The organism is Rhodopirellula sp. UBA1907 (assembly GCF_002337565.1).
GTDB lineage: Bacteria > Planctomycetota > Planctomycetia > Pirellulales > Pirellulaceae > Rhodopirellula > Rhodopirellula europaea.
Genome location: NZ_DDGH01000098.1, coordinates 16,440 through 33,189, shown reverse-complemented (window position 1 = coordinate 33,189; position 16,750 = coordinate 16,440). Strand labels below are relative to the sequence as shown.

The 16,750-nt window shown below is 55.3% G+C and carries 13 protein-coding genes; 2 read left to right on the top strand and 11 right to left on the bottom strand.

Annotation, left to right across the window (positions count from 1 at the left end; translation table 11 throughout):
• Nucleotides 1–10 precede the first annotated feature (10 nt).
• The 8 genes from B2R17_RS23735 to B2R17_RS23700 form a co-directional block, all read right to left on the bottom strand.
• Nucleotides 11–1,462 (bottom strand): DUF1593 domain-containing protein, encoded by a 1,452-nt coding sequence (locus B2R17_RS23735; RefSeq protein ID WP_286765962.1) that lies wholly within the window; start codon nucleotides 1,460–1,462, stop codon nucleotides 11–13.
• Nucleotides 1,459–2,406, bottom strand: a complete 948-nt coding sequence (rbsK, locus tag B2R17_RS23730) for a ribokinase (RefSeq protein ID WP_286765961.1) — start codon at nucleotides 2,404–2,406, stop codon at nucleotides 1,459–1,461. Before rbsK ends, B2R17_RS23735 begins: the two co-directional genes overlap by 4 nt.
• Nucleotide 2,407: 1 nt before the next feature.
• Nucleotides 2,408–3,379: an ABC transporter permease gene (locus B2R17_RS23725; RefSeq protein ID WP_286765960.1), complete on the bottom strand. Its 972-nt coding sequence runs from the start codon at nucleotides 3,377–3,379 to the stop codon at nucleotides 2,408–2,410.
• Nucleotides 3,373–4,908: a sugar ABC transporter ATP-binding protein gene (locus tag B2R17_RS23720; RefSeq protein ID WP_286765959.1), complete on the bottom strand. Its 1,536-nt coding sequence runs from the start codon at nucleotides 4,906–4,908 to the stop codon at nucleotides 3,373–3,375. Before B2R17_RS23720 ends, B2R17_RS23725 begins: the two co-directional genes overlap by 7 nt.
• Complete coding sequence (locus B2R17_RS23715; protein WP_286765958.1) at nucleotides 4,905–5,504, bottom strand: DUF2291 family protein; 600 nt, start codon at nucleotides 5,502–5,504, stop codon at nucleotides 4,905–4,907. Before B2R17_RS23715 ends, B2R17_RS23720 begins: the two co-directional genes overlap by 4 nt.
• A 53-nt stretch (nucleotides 5,505–5,557) precedes the next feature.
• Nucleotides 5,558–6,547 carry a D-ribose ABC transporter substrate-binding protein gene (locus B2R17_RS23710; protein WP_099263223.1) on the bottom strand — a complete coding sequence of 330 codons (990 nt, stop codon included), beginning with the start codon at nucleotides 6,545–6,547 and terminating at the stop codon, nucleotides 5,558–5,560.
• Between the two features lie 42 nt (nucleotides 6,548–6,589).
• Nucleotides 6,590–6,997 carry a D-ribose pyranase gene (gene rbsD / locus B2R17_RS23705; RefSeq protein WP_037252698.1) on the bottom strand — a complete coding sequence of 136 codons (408 nt, stop codon included), beginning with the start codon at nucleotides 6,995–6,997 and terminating at the stop codon, nucleotides 6,590–6,592.
• A gap of 154 nt (nucleotides 6,998–7,151) precedes the next feature.
• Nucleotides 7,152–8,321: a zinc-dependent alcohol dehydrogenase gene (locus B2R17_RS23700; RefSeq protein ID WP_286765957.1), complete on the bottom strand. Its 1,170-nt coding sequence runs from the start codon at nucleotides 8,319–8,321 to the stop codon at nucleotides 7,152–7,154.
• A gap of 288 nt (nucleotides 8,322–8,609) precedes the next feature.
• Here B2R17_RS23700 and B2R17_RS23695 point away from each other — a divergent pair, with 288 nt between their 5' ends.
• Nucleotides 8,610–9,404 (top strand): helix-turn-helix domain-containing protein, encoded by a 795-nt coding sequence (locus B2R17_RS23695; protein WP_390175928.1) that lies wholly within the window; start codon nucleotides 8,610–8,612, stop codon nucleotides 9,402–9,404.
• 141 nt (nucleotides 9,405–9,545) lie between these two features.
• Here B2R17_RS23695 and B2R17_RS23690 read toward each other — a convergent pair whose 3' ends face one another.
• The 3 genes from B2R17_RS23690 to B2R17_RS23680 form a co-directional block, all read right to left on the bottom strand.
• Nucleotides 9,546–10,760: a type II secretion system F family protein gene (locus tag B2R17_RS23690; RefSeq protein WP_007328284.1), complete on the bottom strand. Its 1,215-nt coding sequence runs from the start codon at nucleotides 10,758–10,760 to the stop codon at nucleotides 9,546–9,548.
• Between the two features lie 84 nt (nucleotides 10,761–10,844).
• Entirely contained in the window at nucleotides 10,845–12,536 is a 1,692-nt protein-coding gene (locus B2R17_RS23685; RefSeq protein ID WP_008660850.1) for a GspE/PulE family protein, read from the bottom strand.
• Nucleotides 12,533–15,463, bottom strand: coding sequence for a secretin N-terminal domain-containing protein (locus B2R17_RS23680; protein ID WP_286765956.1), 2,931 nt, complete (start codon nucleotides 15,461–15,463; stop codon nucleotides 12,533–12,535). The genes B2R17_RS23685 and B2R17_RS23680 overlap by 4 nt, the downstream gene beginning before the upstream one ends.
• 323 nt (nucleotides 15,464–15,786) lie before the next feature.
• Between B2R17_RS23680 and map the strand changes: the two genes are divergently transcribed.
• Nucleotides 15,787–16,584 (top strand): type I methionyl aminopeptidase, encoded by a 798-nt coding sequence (gene map, locus B2R17_RS23675; RefSeq protein WP_008660853.1) that lies wholly within the window; start codon nucleotides 15,787–15,789, stop codon nucleotides 16,582–16,584.
• The last annotated feature ends 166 nt before the right edge of the window (nucleotides 16,585–16,750 follow it).

The window sequence follows — 16,750 nt, the reverse complement described above, 5'->3', positions numbered from 1 at the left end:
AGTGGGAAAACTACTTCGATGGCTGAACGGTCACGATGACTCGCTTGTAACGAGTCAACGGCGGCAATCCTTTGTCAGTGACTTTTAAGATGAAGTGCATCGTTTCTGTATCGCTCACCTCTGGAGCAACACGGTTCACTTGGTAGACGTTCTCGGGAAAGATTCCAAAGTCGACTTTGATGTCGGACGACGAACCCGCTTCGGGGTACTGCATCCAGGTGAAGCTCAAGCTGTCACCGTCCGGGTCCGTCGTTCCGCCGGCGTCGAGCCTGAATGCTTCGCCGGAATCAACGGTGAATGTTTCTGGATGAGAGAGCGCAGGGACGGGCGGATGGTTGGCGTCTTCGTAGCTTGATAGACACCAATCCATGCGAGCCGCGAAATCGTTCTGGAAATCGTCACGCCATCGCCACAAGGTGACCCGATTGCCCGTGTGAGCCTCGTCGTCGGGACGTTCGGCACGCCCGTACTCGCGAAAAACGCGAGGTCGATACGTATCGTCGGCGTTCGTCCAAATCGTTCGGGTTTCTGGCTTGATCGGAACGCCGCCCTGAACTTCGCGGCCGACTTGGATTTCTTCATCGGTTGGTTGGGACAGTTCATACCGTCCGCCCCACCCGCCCCAATCCGGCCGCTCGGGAACATTCAGTCCGTTGGGAATCAGGCCGAGATAGGCGGGCGTATCGCCTTCGACTCCCCAAGCGACGTCAGGGTAGGCGGCTCCGAGGGGACCGTGAGATTGCTGGATATTGGTGGCGAACCATTCGTTGCTAATCGTTGTATTGTCGATCCCGTCAATGACTTGATTGATTGCTCCCCAAGTCGAATGCTCGTAACGCCCAGGGCTGACGATGTATTGCAGATTGGGAAATTCGTTTCGCAACCAGATGCCCGAATCGTCTTGATCGGAAATCGTGTACATACGCAACTTCTTCACCAGCCGGACAGTTTGCTCCGGCGAACGTGTTTCGCGAATTCGGAACAATGCCTGAGCCAGCGTATTCGGGCCGCCCCAAACGGAGATCCAAAGCGGTCGATCGTCATCGTTATCCAGCAGTTCGATGATGCGGCTCGACCCAGGCGAATCTTTGTCGTCGCCGACGCCCTTCATTCCGTAAAGTGGTAACCCTTCGGTAACCAGGTCGAGCAACGATTGGGCTGTTGGGAAGTCGGCCTCGTGCTTCAACAGGTTGGGTTGGATGTTGGCGTAAGCTTCGATGACGCGCCGAATGGACTCTGGTGCGATGCGATCTTTCTGGTGGACGGAAGTCGTGGCAACGATCGCTTCGATATCGATCAAGTTTGAGTACAACAGCAGACGGACGAGCGACTGAGTGTCATCGGGGTCGGCTTCGATGTCGGTCAACACGACCATTCGCGCTTTCGGCGGCGATTCCGCACCGGCAAAGGCACACGGCAATGCAAAGGCGGCGGTAAGGAGGATTCTCAAAGCGATGTTCATTTGGTCTCCTCGGGTTGATTCCAACCATTGACTTCATCGAGCGACGGAAAGGATGTTTGCGTCCCGATGCGTGTCACCGAGATGGCAGCAACGAATGCCGCGCGGCTGGCAGCGTCGGACAAAGGCAAACCTTCGGCGAGCGAGACTGCCAATGCACCGGTGAAGGCATCGCCTGCGCCGGTCGTGTCGACCGCTTTGACCTGCGTCGCCGGAATTCGAGACATCCCGGAATGGTCGAGAGTCAGAACGCCCTCGCCGCCCATCGTCAGTGCAACCTGCCGAACGCCTCGCTGCATCAGTGTTTGGGCGGCCAAAACACAATCAGCTTCTGTCTCGACCGCGTTGCCCGTGATTGCGGCAATCTCCGTTTTGTTGGGAACGCATGCATCACTCAACGCGAGCAACTCATCTGTGACAAGCTTGGCTGGTGCCGGTGTAAGCATCGTCAGCACGTTGGCCGCACGAGCGATCTTGAACGCTTCGATCGCAGCCTCCACCGGCGTCTCCAACTGACAGATCACAACGTCGGCTGCTTCGATCGCTGTCTTGGCGGAGCGGACGTCATCCGCGCACAACTCCGCGTTGGCGCCCGCGACCACGATGATGCAATTCTCGGCCTCATCATCGACAAGAATGGCAGCCGTGCCGGTCGGTTGGTCTTTGGAGTGACGAATGAAATTGGTGTTGATACCGTCGTTCTTGTACGCATCAATGGCCTGAGTTGCGAAACCATCGTTCCCAACTCGAGCGACAAATGAAACGTCCGCACCGAGTCGCGCTGCAACGACGGCTTGGTTGGCACCTTTACCACCCATTCCTTGATGCAACGAATGTCCCGCGAACGTTTCACCAGGAACGGGAAGCCGTGGCGTGCGGAAGGTGAGATCGACGTTGGCGGATCCGACGACGGTGATTTTCGGTCGAGTGGTTTGGGCGTTGTTCATGCTAGCGATCCCTTTGACTCATGCGGTCGACGGCAACGGCGGCAAGGATCACAAAGCCCTTGACCACTTGTTGCCAAAAAGGGGAAACGTTTAGCAGAAACAAACCGTTGTTCAACACACCGATGATCAGACAACCGAGAACCGTGCCCATGACACTGCCTCGGCCGCCCGACAGCGATGTTCCACCGATTACGACGGCGGCGATGGAATCGAGTTCGTACCCCAATCCAGCATTGGGTTGTGCAGAATCCAAGCGAGCCGTGACGATCAGTCCTGCCACGCCGGCCAGCAAGCCTCCCAGCGTGTACACAGCAATTTTGATCCGATCGACGGGCAAACCAGTCAACAAAGACGCCCTTTCGTTGCCCCCCACGGCGTACACATGGCGTCCAAAGCGAGTTGTCCTTGTCAGAGCCACAAACACGCCGACCAATCCGCCGGTGATCCAAACGGGCACCGGGATTCCAAGAAGCACTCCCGTACCGATGTAGCCGAACGATGAACCAAGCCCCGTGACCGGAAATCCCCCGGTCCACAGCATGGTCAATCCGCGAGCGATGCTGAACATGCCCAGAGTCGCCACAAACGGCGGCAGCTTGAATCGCGTCACCGCGACTCCGTTGAACAATCCCGCTGCGGATCCAACCAATAGCCCGGACACGATCGAACCGATAACGGTGAACTGCAGTTTCACGCCGAGCGGTTCAATCACGATTCCGTTCTTCAGCAACCCAGCGGCGACGGCACCGGACAAAGCCAGGATCGCTCCGACGGACAAGTCGATTCCGCCGGTCAAGATGATCAAAGTCATCCCAATGGAAAGACTCAGGTTGACTGAAATTTGCCGCAGGATATTCAGGCCGTTCTCGGGCGTGAAGAAGCTATCGGATAACAAACTCATCGCGATCAGCATCACCGCCAATGCGATCAGCGACTGAAATTTCGCGAGGTGTTCTCGTTTGTGCTCTAACATGGAATCGACGTCCTTTTCGGCAGAGCGGCTTGCAGGATGGCCTCCTCGGTGGCCTCCGCCCGATCGAATTCTTGTGTCGCACGTCCTTCGCACATCACCAAAATCCGGTCCGAAACCGCCATCACTTCGGGCAGCTCCGACGAAACCATGATCACAGCCAATCCGTCCGTCGTCAGTTCATCAATCAAAGTGTAAATCTCGTTCTTCGCATGGATATCGATTCCTCGTGTGGGCTCGTCCAACATCAACACGGCGGGTCCGGTCGCCAACCATTTCGCCAAGATGACCTTCTGCTGATTCCCGCCACTCAAGTTGACAATTTTCTCTCGTAACGATGGCGTTTTTACGCGAAAGCGTTCGACGAACCGCCGAGTGTGCTCGCGTTCTTTCGCTCGGTCGATGAAGCCAAACTTTTCTGCCTGTTTCAGACTTGCAAGACTCGCGTTTTCAGCGACGCTCATCGACAGCACCAGTCCGTCGTGCTTGCGGTCCTCTGGGACCAGAGCCAAACCATGTGCAATCGCATCGGCAGGACATTTCAGGCGAGCGCATTCGTCGTGAATGCTCACGTTTCCGCTCGAAGTCTTCGGGTGCAAACCGAACAGACACTCCAGCAATTCGGTTCGACCGGCACCCATCAATCCAAAGATGCCGAGCACTTCCCCTTTGCAAACGTGCAAGTCAACTTCATTGACCAAGAAGTCCCCGGGGCGTGTCGGGTGCTTCAGCGAAATGTTGCCCGCGCTCAGTACCGGGTGTTTGTTGGTGGATGTTTCTTTGGAAAGAACCTTCACCTCTCGGCCGACCATCATGCGGACCATTTCGTCGTGACTCAACTCGCCGAACTCAGCTGTTCCGATCAAACAACCATCACGCATCACAACGATGTCGTCGGCGATCTGCTCGAGCTCTTCCAAACGATGCGTGATGTAGACAATCGCAACGCCTTGCTTCTTCAGGTCAGCGATGCAGCGAAACAAGACTTCCGTTTCGCGATCAGTGATCGCCGACGTGGGTTCGTCCATAATCAGGATGCGAACATTCCCCGCCAACGCTCGGGCGATCTCCACCAGTTGTTGTTGTCCAACGCGAAGTCGGCGTACGGGCGTCGTTGGTGAGACATCCAGCTCCAACCGTTTCAGCCACTGCGAGGCTTGCCGATTGAGTTCCGAATAGTCGATCAGCGTTTCGAATCGAAGTGGTTCGCGTCCGAGAAAGATGTTTTCAGCAACACTCAAGTCCGGCACCAAGCTCAACTCTTGGTGGATCATCGCGATTCCGTGATCGTGAGCATGCCGCGGACCGGTGAACTGGACCGGCTTGCGATCCACCAACAATTCTCCTTCATCGGGCGGTTGAACTCCCGCCAAGATTTTCATCAGCGTCGACTTGCCCGCACCATTTTCGCCGAGCAACGCGGTCAAACGTCCTGACCTCAAATTCAAGTCAACTCCGTCCAAGGCTTTCACGCCCGGGAACAGCTTGGAAATCTTCTTGGCTTCGAGAACCAAATCACCGGAGACAGTCATTTTGCCTCCACGAAGAATGGGACCACTCGCAGAGGATTCAGATCCGTGGATTCATCGCTGACTTGCGCGCAACCGGAGAATTCGATTTCGGTGCCTGACGTGGCAATGTCTCGCAACGTTGGCAACACATCCGCTTCGATCCGCCGATTCAATTCCGTTGAAATCGCATTGAAGTCTTGTGTGTTTTGGAATTCATTGACATCCAACAAACCCGTCCCGTCTCGGACCGTGTTGCCGAACAGAATACCCGATTCCAAAACCACCTCCGCTTCATCTGATTGATCAGTGATTGCAAGCCCGACAGAGTTCTTTTCGACCGAGACAACTCGCCCGACACCGGTGACAGTCAAGAAATACGATTGACTCAAACCCACCTGCCGGCCGCGTGCTTGACGGACTTTGCCGGGGTTGGCTTGTATTTCATTGACCAACTCCAACGCATCGACCGCGTTTGCTTTCGACGCCAGCAATTTGTCGTTCCAGAACTGATCGACGAACACGATCGGATCGAACTTCGCCGCCGATGCTTTCGCAGACGCCTCGTTCGCATCATCCAGGGAAACGACGCGAAATAGTGGGAACAGGTACAAGAGCACCAAGATTCCAATTGCGACTGCGAAGCGGGGGATCCATATTTTTTGACGGGAAATCACTCGGAACCTTCTTCGTCAAAGTCACCAAACTTCGATGCATTCCCTTGGTGAACCAACTCAACGGCAACCGGTACCTTTTGCAAAAGGTCGTGGTCTCCCTTGAGATATCGATCGGCGTACTCCGCCGCGGTTTTCGCCATCAGCTTTGGAAACTGCATCCCCGTTGCGGTGATCTTTCCTTCGTGAATCATGGCGACCACATCATCGGCACCGTCGAAACCAAAGATCTTGACTTGCTCTGCTTTGTTGGCAGCTAGCAACGCTTGATAGGCCCCCATCGCCATTGCATCGTTCCCGCAAAAGACAGCCTTGATGTCTGGGTTCGCTTGCAAAATGGCTTCCATGACTTCCAGCGCTTTAGCGCGATCAAAGTCTGCACTTTGTTGGGCAACCATTTTCAGATCGGGATAGCGATCAACCACACTGTGGAAACCGTCGGAGCGATTCCTCGTGTTGTTGTCCCCCACCAAACCGAGCAATTCTGCATATTCGCCGGACTCACCGACCTCTTTGACGAAGTGCTGTCCAATCGCGACGCAACCGGAATAGTTGTCCGACAGAATTTGCGAAGCCGCAACGTCCGTCGCGTTGATTTCTCGGTCCATGCAAAAGACCGGAACGCCAGCCTCTTTCGCTCGACGCACATTCGCGACCGAACCGTCCGCGTCGGTTGGATTGAAAAGGACAGCGGAATAGCCCGAAGCGATCACGTTGTCGAAATGGGCCGTCTCTTTCGCGGGGTCGTTCTGCGAGTCAAACACCACCGCGTCATATCCCAACTCAATCGCACTGTCGCGGGCTGACTCAGCGAGCACAACAAACCACGGGTTGTTCAGCGTCGATACAATTACCGCAACCCTCTTGGGAGCATCGGAGTCAGCCGAACCATCCGCGTTTTTCGTTTCATTGCGACATCCACCGATCAGCAGTGCGAACACGCACAATAAACATTTCGCGAATCGGTTGGGTTGCTTGCCTGGGCTCATCGATGAAGTCTCACTGGAAGGTTGATGGGAATGATTGCGGTGTCAAAACACAACGCCGGATTTCAGGATCACGTTCGCATAGGGCGTGCATTCTCCGGTGCGAACAACCGCCTCACTGTCCTCTGTTTGTTGCTTGAATTCGACATGAGAAACCTCGGTGATCTTCGGTGCCATGAGATGAGCTTCGAAGAGTTTCATCATCTGCTCAAACAACAATTGGTTGCGGTCATGCATCTCACTAGCAATCACGATCTCCTCCACCTTCAGCTCGCTCAAGATTGCATCCAACGTTCGCAGGAAGGTCGGATAGCCGTCCTCGATTGCTAAATCAATCCGCTTCACACCCGAAGGGATCGGCAAACCAGCATCGCAAAGCGTGATCGATGCAGTATGCCCGAGCCGGCTGATTTCATAGCACAGCTCGCTGTTGAGTAATCGGGTGCGTTTCATGAAGTTCGCGAAAGATGGAGTGGGTTTGAAAGGTGGAGATGATGCAACAAACGCATTGCAGCGATGCGAAACCACACGACGAATCTCGTCGCGAACTTCGCAAGAAAGCAACGACAAAGGTTTGATTCAGCCGACGAGGATTCGCGAAGTGACCTCAGCTTTTGTGCGGAATCACTTCGATTTTACAGCATTCATCAAAGTCAGTGACCGTTCCAAATTTGTCGACGAGTTCGTCCAGACTGAAGCGATGCGTGATCAAGGATGCAAAGTCGTAACGATTTGATTGCTGATGCAAAATGTTCAGCACGGGCCGCCAATCGGTTCCGCAGTGGAACACGGAATGAATGTGCAAGTTCTTCGAACTGATATGGCGCATCACATCCAAAGCGACAGGTTTGCCGAGGTCGACCCAGTTGCCGACTTCGATGACGGTGCCGCCCTTTCGAACCATTCGAAGTGCTTCAATGAACGCTTCGGGTTCGCCCGCCGATTCAATCACCAAGTCGGGGCCGACGCCTTCCGTCATCTCTTGGACCTGAGCGATCCGTTCGTCAGTCGAAACCTTTGATGCGTTGATCGTCACGTCTGCGTAAAGTTTCTTGGCTTTCTCCAAACGCAAATCAGACAAGTCGGTCGCGATTCGCAAACCGGCACCGTGAATGCTCGCCATGATCCCGTGAAGGATTCCGAGTGGACCGTTGCCGAGCACCGCGACGGAGCAACCAGGACCAAAGCCTTCGTTGACCGGAGCAAACGGGCCAGCGGCTCTTGCCAAACTGTGATACGCGACGGCCATCTCTTCCACAAATACGGCAACGTCAGTCGACATTTCGTCGGGGACTTTGAACAGGTGTGTGCCAGGCCGAATGAAAATGTACTCCGCAAACCCACCTCGCAAGTAAGGCAGCGTGTCCGCGTTGGGATGCAACCCGTAGGCTTGAATTTGGTTCAGGCACGTTGTGTTGTTGTAGTGTTTGCGGCAGTAGTAGCAGTGCCCGCAATTGACCTCGACGGCGATCGCGACGCGGTCACCGACCTGCAACAGTTGCTTGTCGTAGTCCAAAATTTTCGCGGCGTTGTCGCCAATCTCGACGATCGTGCCGATCACTTCGTGACCACCAACGTATGGAAAGATCGACTTTCCGCGAATCTCGGATGCTTCGCCTTTGAAGATATGCCGATCCGTCCCGCAGATCCCGGACATGTCGACTTTCAAGATGGCCGAGTCGTGATCCACCGTGGGATAGGGATAGGTCCGCATTTCGGTGGCACCAGGCGCTGTCATCGCAACGGCACGCACGGACTCGGGTTTCACTACGCTCATCAATGAGGTCCTAACTGATATCTGAAGAGGAGTACTTTATCGGGGTCGCGCCAATCGATTCCGCCAGCAGGTCGGATGATCGACGTTCATGAAGTCGAATAGCTGAAAAGCGAAAATGGGCTCTCGTTGCAAATCAATTTCAGGAGTAACAATACACCAGGAATTCGCACATTCTCCCTCGAAAGCTCGCCAGACTTGCACTATCCTTAGACTATGCAACATTTTGACACACAAAGACCTGAGTTCGCCCCCTACGGTTTCACCTGTGAACTGTGGGAACCGGTACCGATGCCGCGTCCGGACCGTCACGACGAGATCGAGATCAACTTTCTCGACTCTGGGTCACTGACGTATTTGATTGGTGGCAATCGGATCACGGTGGACGCACACACTCTCACGCTGTTCTGGGCCGCGGTTCCGCATCAAATCGTCGAGTTTCGCGATGTGACGCACTACTACGTCATCACGATTCCATTCGGATGGTTCCTGCAATGGGGATTGCCCGAGAGCCTTCAAACGCAACTGATTTTAGGAAACGTGTTGTCAGGTGACTGTGATTCAACCACAGCGACTCGCGACAAGTTCCTGTTTCAACAGTGGCATTCGGACGTATCGAACGATCCGGAGAACACGCGTGAATTCGTGTTACTCGAACTCAAAGCCAGGCTGCTGCGTTTGGCTCGATCGTATAGCAAGAATCCGGTGCTCTCGTCGGACGCACGAGACGCGAGCCTGAAAAACTCGTCACCGAACCTTGCCAAAGCCGAATTGATGGCGTGTCACATCGCTCGCAACTTCAAATCCCGATTGCAAATCAAGGACATCGCCGAATGCGTCGACCTTCATCCGGACTACGCATCGACTCTGTTTCGAAAGACGTTTGGATTGACGCTGAATGGATTGATCACACGTCATCGCGTCGCCGAAGCTCAACGATTGCTGATCTCGAGCAACGACCAAATCATCGACATCGCATTCGCTGCCGGCTTTGATTCGCTGAGTCGGTTCAATCGCGCATTCAAAGAAGTCACCAGCATGACGCCTCGCGGCTTCCGAAAGGAATGCCGTCTCAACAATCGATGACGCGGAGACTTCGCGTGGCGACAAACATTCGGCCAGTGCACTAGCCGTTTGGAGTTGGCCACGATTCCTTAAACAAAACCGTGGCTAAGAACAGAAACCGTGGCTAACGCCAAGCGGCTAATTCTTGCAATCACAGTCTTACTAGAGACTGGTGCTGCTTTTGAGGACGGGCACGAGCAACGCCATCACGACGGCGAGAACCAAAATCGCCATCACGAGCAACATGATCGGCTCGAGCAATCGCACGAACAAATCCAGTCGCCGGAACGTTCGTTTCTCGAGCGAGTCGGCGATCTCGGGGAGCACGCGGTCGAGCGAGTTGCTTTCCTCACCGACGCTGATCATTTCCACCACGGAGATGGGGAAATAGCCCGACTGACGAAGCGGTTTCGCGAGGCTTTCACCACTGCGGATGTTCTCACTCGCGTCCGCGATCGATTGGCTGAGCAATCGGTTGCCCGTCGCCGTGCGACTGATATCGAGCGACTTCAGAATCGGAACACCGTTGGCCAGCAAGGTTCCCAAGACACGGCAGAATCTCGCGACCGAAAGATTCATCAGAATGTCGCCCAGCACGGGGACTTTCAACTTCACCTTGTCAAAGATGTCTTGCCCGCGTTCGGTCTGCATTTGCTGGCGGAAAAAGATAATCAAACCAACCGCCAAAACGATCAGGATCCATCCGTAGCCTTGAAGGAAGTTGCTGAAGCTCAGCAACGCTTCCGTCATCGCGGGCATTTCACCTTTTTGACGTAGCCGATCAAACAGCATGTCAAACTTGGGAACGAAGAACACCAACAGCGCGGAGATGACAACGCTACCGATCGTGAACAAGAAAACCGGGTAGGCCATCGCACTGACGGTGCGTCCCTTCAGGTCTTCTTGTAGTTCAGTGAAGACACCGACGCGGTCCAAAGCGTCTTCAAGAAAACCACCTTCTGTACCGGCACGAACCATGTTCACCGCCATGTCGCTGAAGACACCGGGATAGCGAGACATCGTGTCGCCAATCGGTTCACCGTCTTCGACCCGTCCACGAATCTCGGCAAGCACTTCACCGAGGACCGGCGTGCTGGATTGTTCGCCCAGGATCGTCAAAGAACGGATCATCGGCACACCGCTGCGAAGCAACGAGGCGAGCTGGCCGTAGAAGGTGGCCATGATTTGGCCTTTGACCTTCTTGCGTTTCTTGCCAAAGATCGACAAACCCGAACCAGAAGTTTGTTCCGCAATCTTGGTTGGGAACAAATCACGTCCGGTTAGCAACGACGTCGCTTCGCGCTGCGACGCGGCTTCGAGCGATCCTTGGACGCTCTTACCGGTCATGTCTCGTGCGGTGTATTGAAACGTTGGCATGGTTGTCGAAAGGCGGGAAGCAGGCGGGCTTGGTAACGGAGGGTGAAAGGCTTATCGACGAGGAAAAGCCGTGGCGAGGACGAGTTAGAGAGCTTCGCCCTTCGTCACTCGAAGGACTTCGTCAACGCTGGTCACACCAGCGACAACTTTGTCCCAAGCATCCATCCGTAGTGTTCGCATGCCTTCCTTGACCGCCTGGCGGCGAATGTCCCAACTGCTGGCGCGGTTCTGAGCCATTTCGCGAATGTGTTCGCTGCTGACGAGAAGTTCGTAGATCCCCAAACGACCGGAGTAGCCAACGTTGCGACACTCACGGCAACCGACGCTGCGATAGATTTCTTTGCCAGCGATCTCATCCCAAGGAAAATCCTTCGGCAAATCGTCACGATCAGGCCGGATGGCTTCCTTGCAATGAGGGCACAACCGCCGAAGCAGACGTTGAGCCATCACAGCTTCGACCGTACCGGCGACCAAGAACGGTTCGACGCCCATGTCGACCATCCGCGTAAATGCACCGGCGGCATCGTTGGTGTGCAGCGTGCTGAACACCATGTGACCGGTCAATGAAGCTTGCGTCGCGTTTTCGGCGGTTTCCAAGTCACGAATTTCCCCGACCAGCACGATGTCAGGGTCGTGACGCAGAATACTTCGCAGCGACGCAGCGAACGTCAGACCGATCTTCGAGTGAACCTGGATCTGGTTGATTCCATCGAGCTGATACTCGACCGGATCTTCCGTGGTGATGATCTTGTTCTCCGGACTGCGAATCTCAAGCAAGCTGCTGTAAAGCGTTGTCGTTTTACCACTACCCGTTGGGCCGGTGACCAAGACGATCCCGTGAGGCAACTTGATCAGTTTGCTGAACCGATCGTAGATCTCTTTGGACATCCCAAGTCCTTGAAGATCAAACACCATCGATGATTTGTCGAGGACACGCATGACCAAGCCTTCGCCGTGGATCATGGGGATCACACTCAAACGAATGTCGACTTCGCGTCCGTGAACCCGGAGTTTGATCCGACCGTCTTGAGGCAATCGCTTTTCGGCGATGTTCAATCGAGCCATGATCTTCAGGCGGCTGATGATTGCCGCTTGGAAACGATTGATCTCCGGAGGAACCGGTTGCGGATGCAGAATCCCGTCGATCCGATAACGAATGACCAAACCATCGGATTGCGATTCGATGTGAATGTCACTGGCTCGCGAATCGACTGCTTCGATCAAAATTTCATTGACCAGCCGAACGACAGAGGCTTCCTGTGCCATCTCCGACAGTTCACTGCCGTCGGTCTCGATGCCCTCCAGCAATTCGACTTCTTCGTCGCCGGCCGCCGCGACCAATCCTTCGACTGTTTCGCTACCGACACCGAGGTGCTTCTTCACCAAGCGGCTGATTTCGTTTCGCTCAGCAACAACAGGTACGACCGTTTTGCCGGTCGTTGCGCAGGCTTCGTCGAGTGGATACAGATCAAACGGGTCTGCCGTCGCAACCAATAGAGCGCCATCGTCCCAACCGATCGGGAACATGGAGTGGCGATAGATCAGCTTTTGCGGGAATCCCTCCAAAGCGGACAGATCAATTTCCGATGTGCGAAGGTCGCGAAATTCCAAGCCGACCTCATCTGCGATCGCGGACAGAGCATCTCGCGCCGACACGTACCCCAGGGTCACCGCGTTGTCGACGACCGATTGAGGGTCACCGTTGCGGCTTTGTTCCAATTGTTGGGGCGTCAGCAATCCGCGTCGTTGCAGAATCTCGCCAGCATGCATGATCATCTTCCTCGTCCTCCGCCTGTTTGTCCGCCGCGACCACCGCGACCTGTGTCTCCGCCACCTCCACGTCCGGTCGTGCCCCCACGTCCGCCGAAGCCACCTGGAGTTCCGCCGCCACCGCCGAACCGTGATCGGAAGAATTCAATACGACGCTGGATGTCTTCCTGCGACGAACCGGTGGGTGCCGATCCAGATGAACCGGATGATCCACCGCTGGAACCTCCGCTAGTCGATGTTGCCGTGGTGGCTTTGATGCCGAGCATCGACTCCAACGCTTGTTGTAACACTTCTGCGCGGACGCCGCCCGCGATCGGCATGACAACGGTTTGTTCTTCTTGTTCCATTCCTTGTTGATCCAAAATCTCAACCAGTTCTTCGACCTGTTGAAAGTCCTGTGGCGTCGCCGTCACAACCAAAGCGTTGCTGCGTTCATCCACTGCGACAATGATCTTGGTCGGTTCGCTCTTCGGTGTTTCAGCTCCTCCACCACCGCCGCCTCGTCCACCGCGACCACCACGGAACGCGTTGATGATGTCTTCGGGTGAAGGTTGCCGGCCACCGCCGCCACCACTGCTTTGCTCTTTGTACATCTTCTCAGCAAAAACCGATTTCACGATCGTCGCAACGTCCGAAGCCTCTTGGTAGATCACCGGAATCAGCCGGGGCTGTGGTACAGTCCGCACCAACTCGGGGCTTTCCTCTTGGTCGATCTCTCGGATCACCAGCCGAATGAATTCCAGGTCCGCGGGGCTGGCTTGAACGATCAATGAGTTCAAGTGACCGTCGGCAACGATGTTGACGCTGCCACGACTGGTCAAGATCGATCGGCTGCTCGAAACCTCTTCGCCACCGCCGCCGCCCATGCCCAATAAACCGCCCAGCATCCCGCCGCCGAGTCCGCCCATGACGGATTCAGTCAACGATCCCGAGGACGATTCCGAACCACCGAGAACGCTGGCGATCAATTCCGATGCCACCTCGGCTTTGATGAACTTCAAACGAAAGATGGTCGGCAAGTCGCTGGCCATTCCTGACGATGTGCTGATGGAGCTGAGCAATTGCTCAAAGGCGTCGAGAGCTTCGCTGTCCTTCGATGCAATCACCAAACCAGCGGGAGTCATTTGAACGACGATTTCAGCACCAGCGTGTGGATTGGCAGAATCATCCTGCAGCAATTTTGGGCCGGCGACTTCGCTTTCGGATTCGTCATCCGCAGATTCCGAGCTATCCGATTCATTGACGTCCAACTCGTCGAAGGCTCGCACCAAGTACTCACCGTTACCGTGCGATTCGCGTTGATTCCAAGACGCTTCCTGATCCAGATCGCGTTGGAATTGCTGACGGATTGGTTGTGTGTCTCGGCCGTCTTCTTGCAGTTGTTCGTCTTCATTGGACGTTGGCACGATCACTCGCAATCGATTCTCACGGCCGGTCATTGGCCACAAACTTTCCAATTGCCGAAGTGTTTGGTTCGCAGACGTTCCGGTCATTGGCAAGACTCGAACGTTTTCACCCAATCCACCGGCCAACGGATCATTTTCTAGCTCATCAATCAGACGTTTAACCGTTTCGATTTGCGCCGCTGTTCCGCGAACCCAAAGACGTCCGGTTTCTGGATCTCCATCAACCGTTGGGCCCTGGCCTCCCGTTTCGGTCACGCCAAAGAACTTGTTGATCGTCAGCAGAGCGTTGGCGGGTTCCAAACGACGCAGGTTGATGATGGCAAAGTTGTCTCCGTCGCCTTCGAGTTCCGAGATCGTGTCGGAGATCAACTGCTGAGTCTCGGGACGAGCCGATGCGACGATGACGCCACGCTTGGTGTCCAGAGCGATGCGAGTTTCCGGTGTTCCGGCCAACATCGTTTGCAAAACGTCAAATGCGGTCTGCAGGTTTGCTGATGCAACCGAGTGCGTTTTCAATACGGGTCTGACAATTTCAACTTCTTCTGCGTCTTCGCTGCCGGGCATTGCCTTGTCGGCTTTGGTGAAGATGCTCTTCAACAACGACAATTTCGCCGGCGATCCCGTCGCGAAAACTCGGTCGCCGTAGAACGAAACCGAGATACGCAGGTCTTCGCCGAGGTTCTCACCCGGTTCCAGACCAACCAACGGACGCGCAACTTCCAAAATTTCTTCCGCAGCTCGATGCTCCAGCGCAATTTCGACGACGCTCGATTGAGCTTCCTCGGCGGCGGACAAAACCGTCTCGATGATACGCAGCTTGCCGACCGTCTCCGTCACGACGACTTGGCGAGCTCCCGCCAAGACATTGATGCGTCCCCAAGGCCCGATGATCTGTGACAACTCTTCGCGAGCTTCATCTGGCGACAATCCTCCCAAAGGAAACACGCAACGAACGATGTCGCTGTTTCCGCGTTGATCGAACGTGTCCGGGGTGACCAATTCGGCCATTTCGCTGATCAGCTTTTCCGCGTTCTCCGCTTCCAAGTCCACCAGCAACAGCATGCGACCTCGACGAACAACGGCCCAGCCGCGATCGAGCAGCAGCCGGTTGATCAAATCCAGGCCTTCGCCAACGGAATAGGTTTGCGTCGGATCGGTGAAGTTCACCGTTCCAGCCGGGGCCGAATCCATCTGCAATGACAAATCGGCTTGCTCAGAGAACCAACGAAGGACATCGCCCCAAGGTGCTCCTGAGAAATTGAATTGCAATTCTTTGTCGGAGTTCGTGGCAACGCTCGCGTTTGCGGAGGCTGCTTCGGACGCAGTTGCCTCCTGGGCGGCGGCGTGTTGTGCCCCTGAGCTCAGGACGATCATCCCAGCCAGAGCGGCACCGCGAAGGGCCCATTTGGCACGCTGGCTTCTTCGAATCACGGTCCGGAAAGAGCGAGCCTCCACTTGCGTGGGGTTGCATCCTCGGGTTGACCAAGCAGTAGCGGCTTGCGTCGCGTTGGAAACAATTCGATTCATTTCGATAGATAAGATGTGGGACCGAGCTGGGCGAAGTGAAAATCGTTTGCCTGGAAACTCGGGTGCCAGGATAGTTGCCGGAAAAGCGATCGGACGAGCAAATGGTCTCGTTCCGTATCGAACTAACCCTTCGGGGCCACAAAAGTTCCGACCGAGGGCGTTCCGGATTGATCGAAACCGCCGATTGTACCGATCATTCCTGCCCGGATCCCTCACTTGGCCGGGATCCAAGGCCGTTTGGGTTTGCCAACACCTCAAACCTGCTATGCTGGCGACGTGCCTTTGATGGCCCCAATTCATCCGAACTGACACCATTTAGCAGCATGCTGACCAAGCAACGAAAACTGATCCTTTCCGAAACCCAACGCGACATGATGCGGGCCGCCGGCCAAGCGAATGCGGCGCTACTGGACTACGTTCGGCCACACGTCAAACCGGGAATCACGACGGGCAAGATCGACCAAATGATCCACGATTGGACGTACGGTCATGGTTATCGCGCCGCCACGCTCGGGTACCAGAAGTATCCCAAGAGCTGCTGCACCAGCGTCAACGAAGTGATCTGTCACGGAATCCCGGACGATTACGAGTTGAAAGAAGGCGACATCATCAACGTTGACATCACGACGGTGGTCGATGGCTGGCACGGTGACCAAAGCGAAACGTTCTTGCTGGGCGAAGTCAGCGACGAAAAACGAGCCGTCACCCAGTGCGCCTTTGATTGCATGCACTTGGCCATCGACGCTCTAACCCCCGGTTGCCGAGTGGCAACGATCGGCGAAGCCGTGGTGCCGGAAGCCGAAGGCCGCGGATTCACCGTCGTTCGCGAATATGTCGGTCATGGATTGGGCAAGCAGTTTCACCTGGACCCATCGATTCCACACTTCCCGAACCGCCAAAGCCGAATTGATCGGTTGTTCCCGGGAATGTGTTTCACGATCGAGCCCATGATCAACGCCGGATCGCGGTACACCCAATGCGACAAAGCGGACGGATGGACAGTCCGAACCCGTGACGGACGCCCATCGGCACAGTTCGAGCATTCGATCTTGATGACCGAATCAGGCCCAGAAATCCTGACTCAAACCAAGGACGGTCCCCAAAAGGGACACAAGTTCTAAACGGGCCGCGGCATTTGGATTAGCCGTTTGGGCATCAGCCCTGGTTTTCGAGGCGATCCAGTTTGTTGACGCGGGTATTTAGGCTGCTTTCGCGTACAGCACCTCTCCCGAAACGAAGTTTGGGGAGAGGTCGAGCGACGCCGTTCAGGCGTACGCGAGGGTGAGG

Excerpts from the sequence above, each read along its gene's own strand:
- B2R17_RS23735 (WP_286765962.1), bottom strand. The coding sequence starts at position 1,462 with ATGAACATCGCTTTGAGAATCCTCCTTACCGCCGCCTTTGCATTGCCG.
- rbsK (WP_286765961.1), bottom strand. The coding sequence starts at position 2,406 with ATGAACAACGCCCAAACCACTCGACCGAAAATCACCGTCGTCGGATCC.
- B2R17_RS23725 (WP_286765960.1), bottom strand. The coding sequence starts at position 3,379 with ATGTTAGAGCACAAACGAGAACACCTCGCGAAATTTCAGTCGCTGATC.
- B2R17_RS23720 (WP_286765959.1), bottom strand. The coding sequence starts at position 4,908 with ATGACTGTCTCCGGTGATTTGGTTCTCGAAGCCAAGAAGATTTCCAAG.
- B2R17_RS23710 (WP_099263223.1), bottom strand. The coding sequence starts at position 6,547 with ATGAGCCCAGGCAAGCAACCCAACCGATTCGCGAAATGTTTATTGTGC.
- rbsD (WP_037252698.1), bottom strand. The coding sequence starts at position 6,997 with ATGAAACGCACCCGATTACTCAACAGCGAGCTGTGCTATGAAATCAGC.
- B2R17_RS23700 (WP_286765957.1), bottom strand. The coding sequence starts at position 8,321 with ATGAGCGTAGTGAAACCCGAGTCCGTGCGTGCCGTTGCGATGACAGCG.
- B2R17_RS23695 (WP_390175928.1), top strand. The coding sequence starts at position 8,610 with ATGCCGCGTCCGGACCGTCACGACGAGATCGAGATCAACTTTCTCGAC.
- B2R17_RS23690 (WP_007328284.1), bottom strand. The coding sequence starts at position 10,760 with ATGCCAACGTTTCAATACACCGCACGAGACATGACCGGTAAGAGCGTC.
- B2R17_RS23685 (WP_008660850.1), bottom strand. The coding sequence starts at position 12,536 with ATGATCATGCATGCTGGCGAGATTCTGCAACGACGCGGATTGCTGACG.
- B2R17_RS23680 (WP_286765956.1), bottom strand. The coding sequence starts at position 15,463 with ATGAATCGAATTGTTTCCAACGCGACGCAAGCCGCTACTGCTTGGTCA.
- map (WP_008660853.1), top strand. The coding sequence starts at position 15,787 with ATGCTGACCAAGCAACGAAAACTGATCCTTTCCGAAACCCAACGCGAC.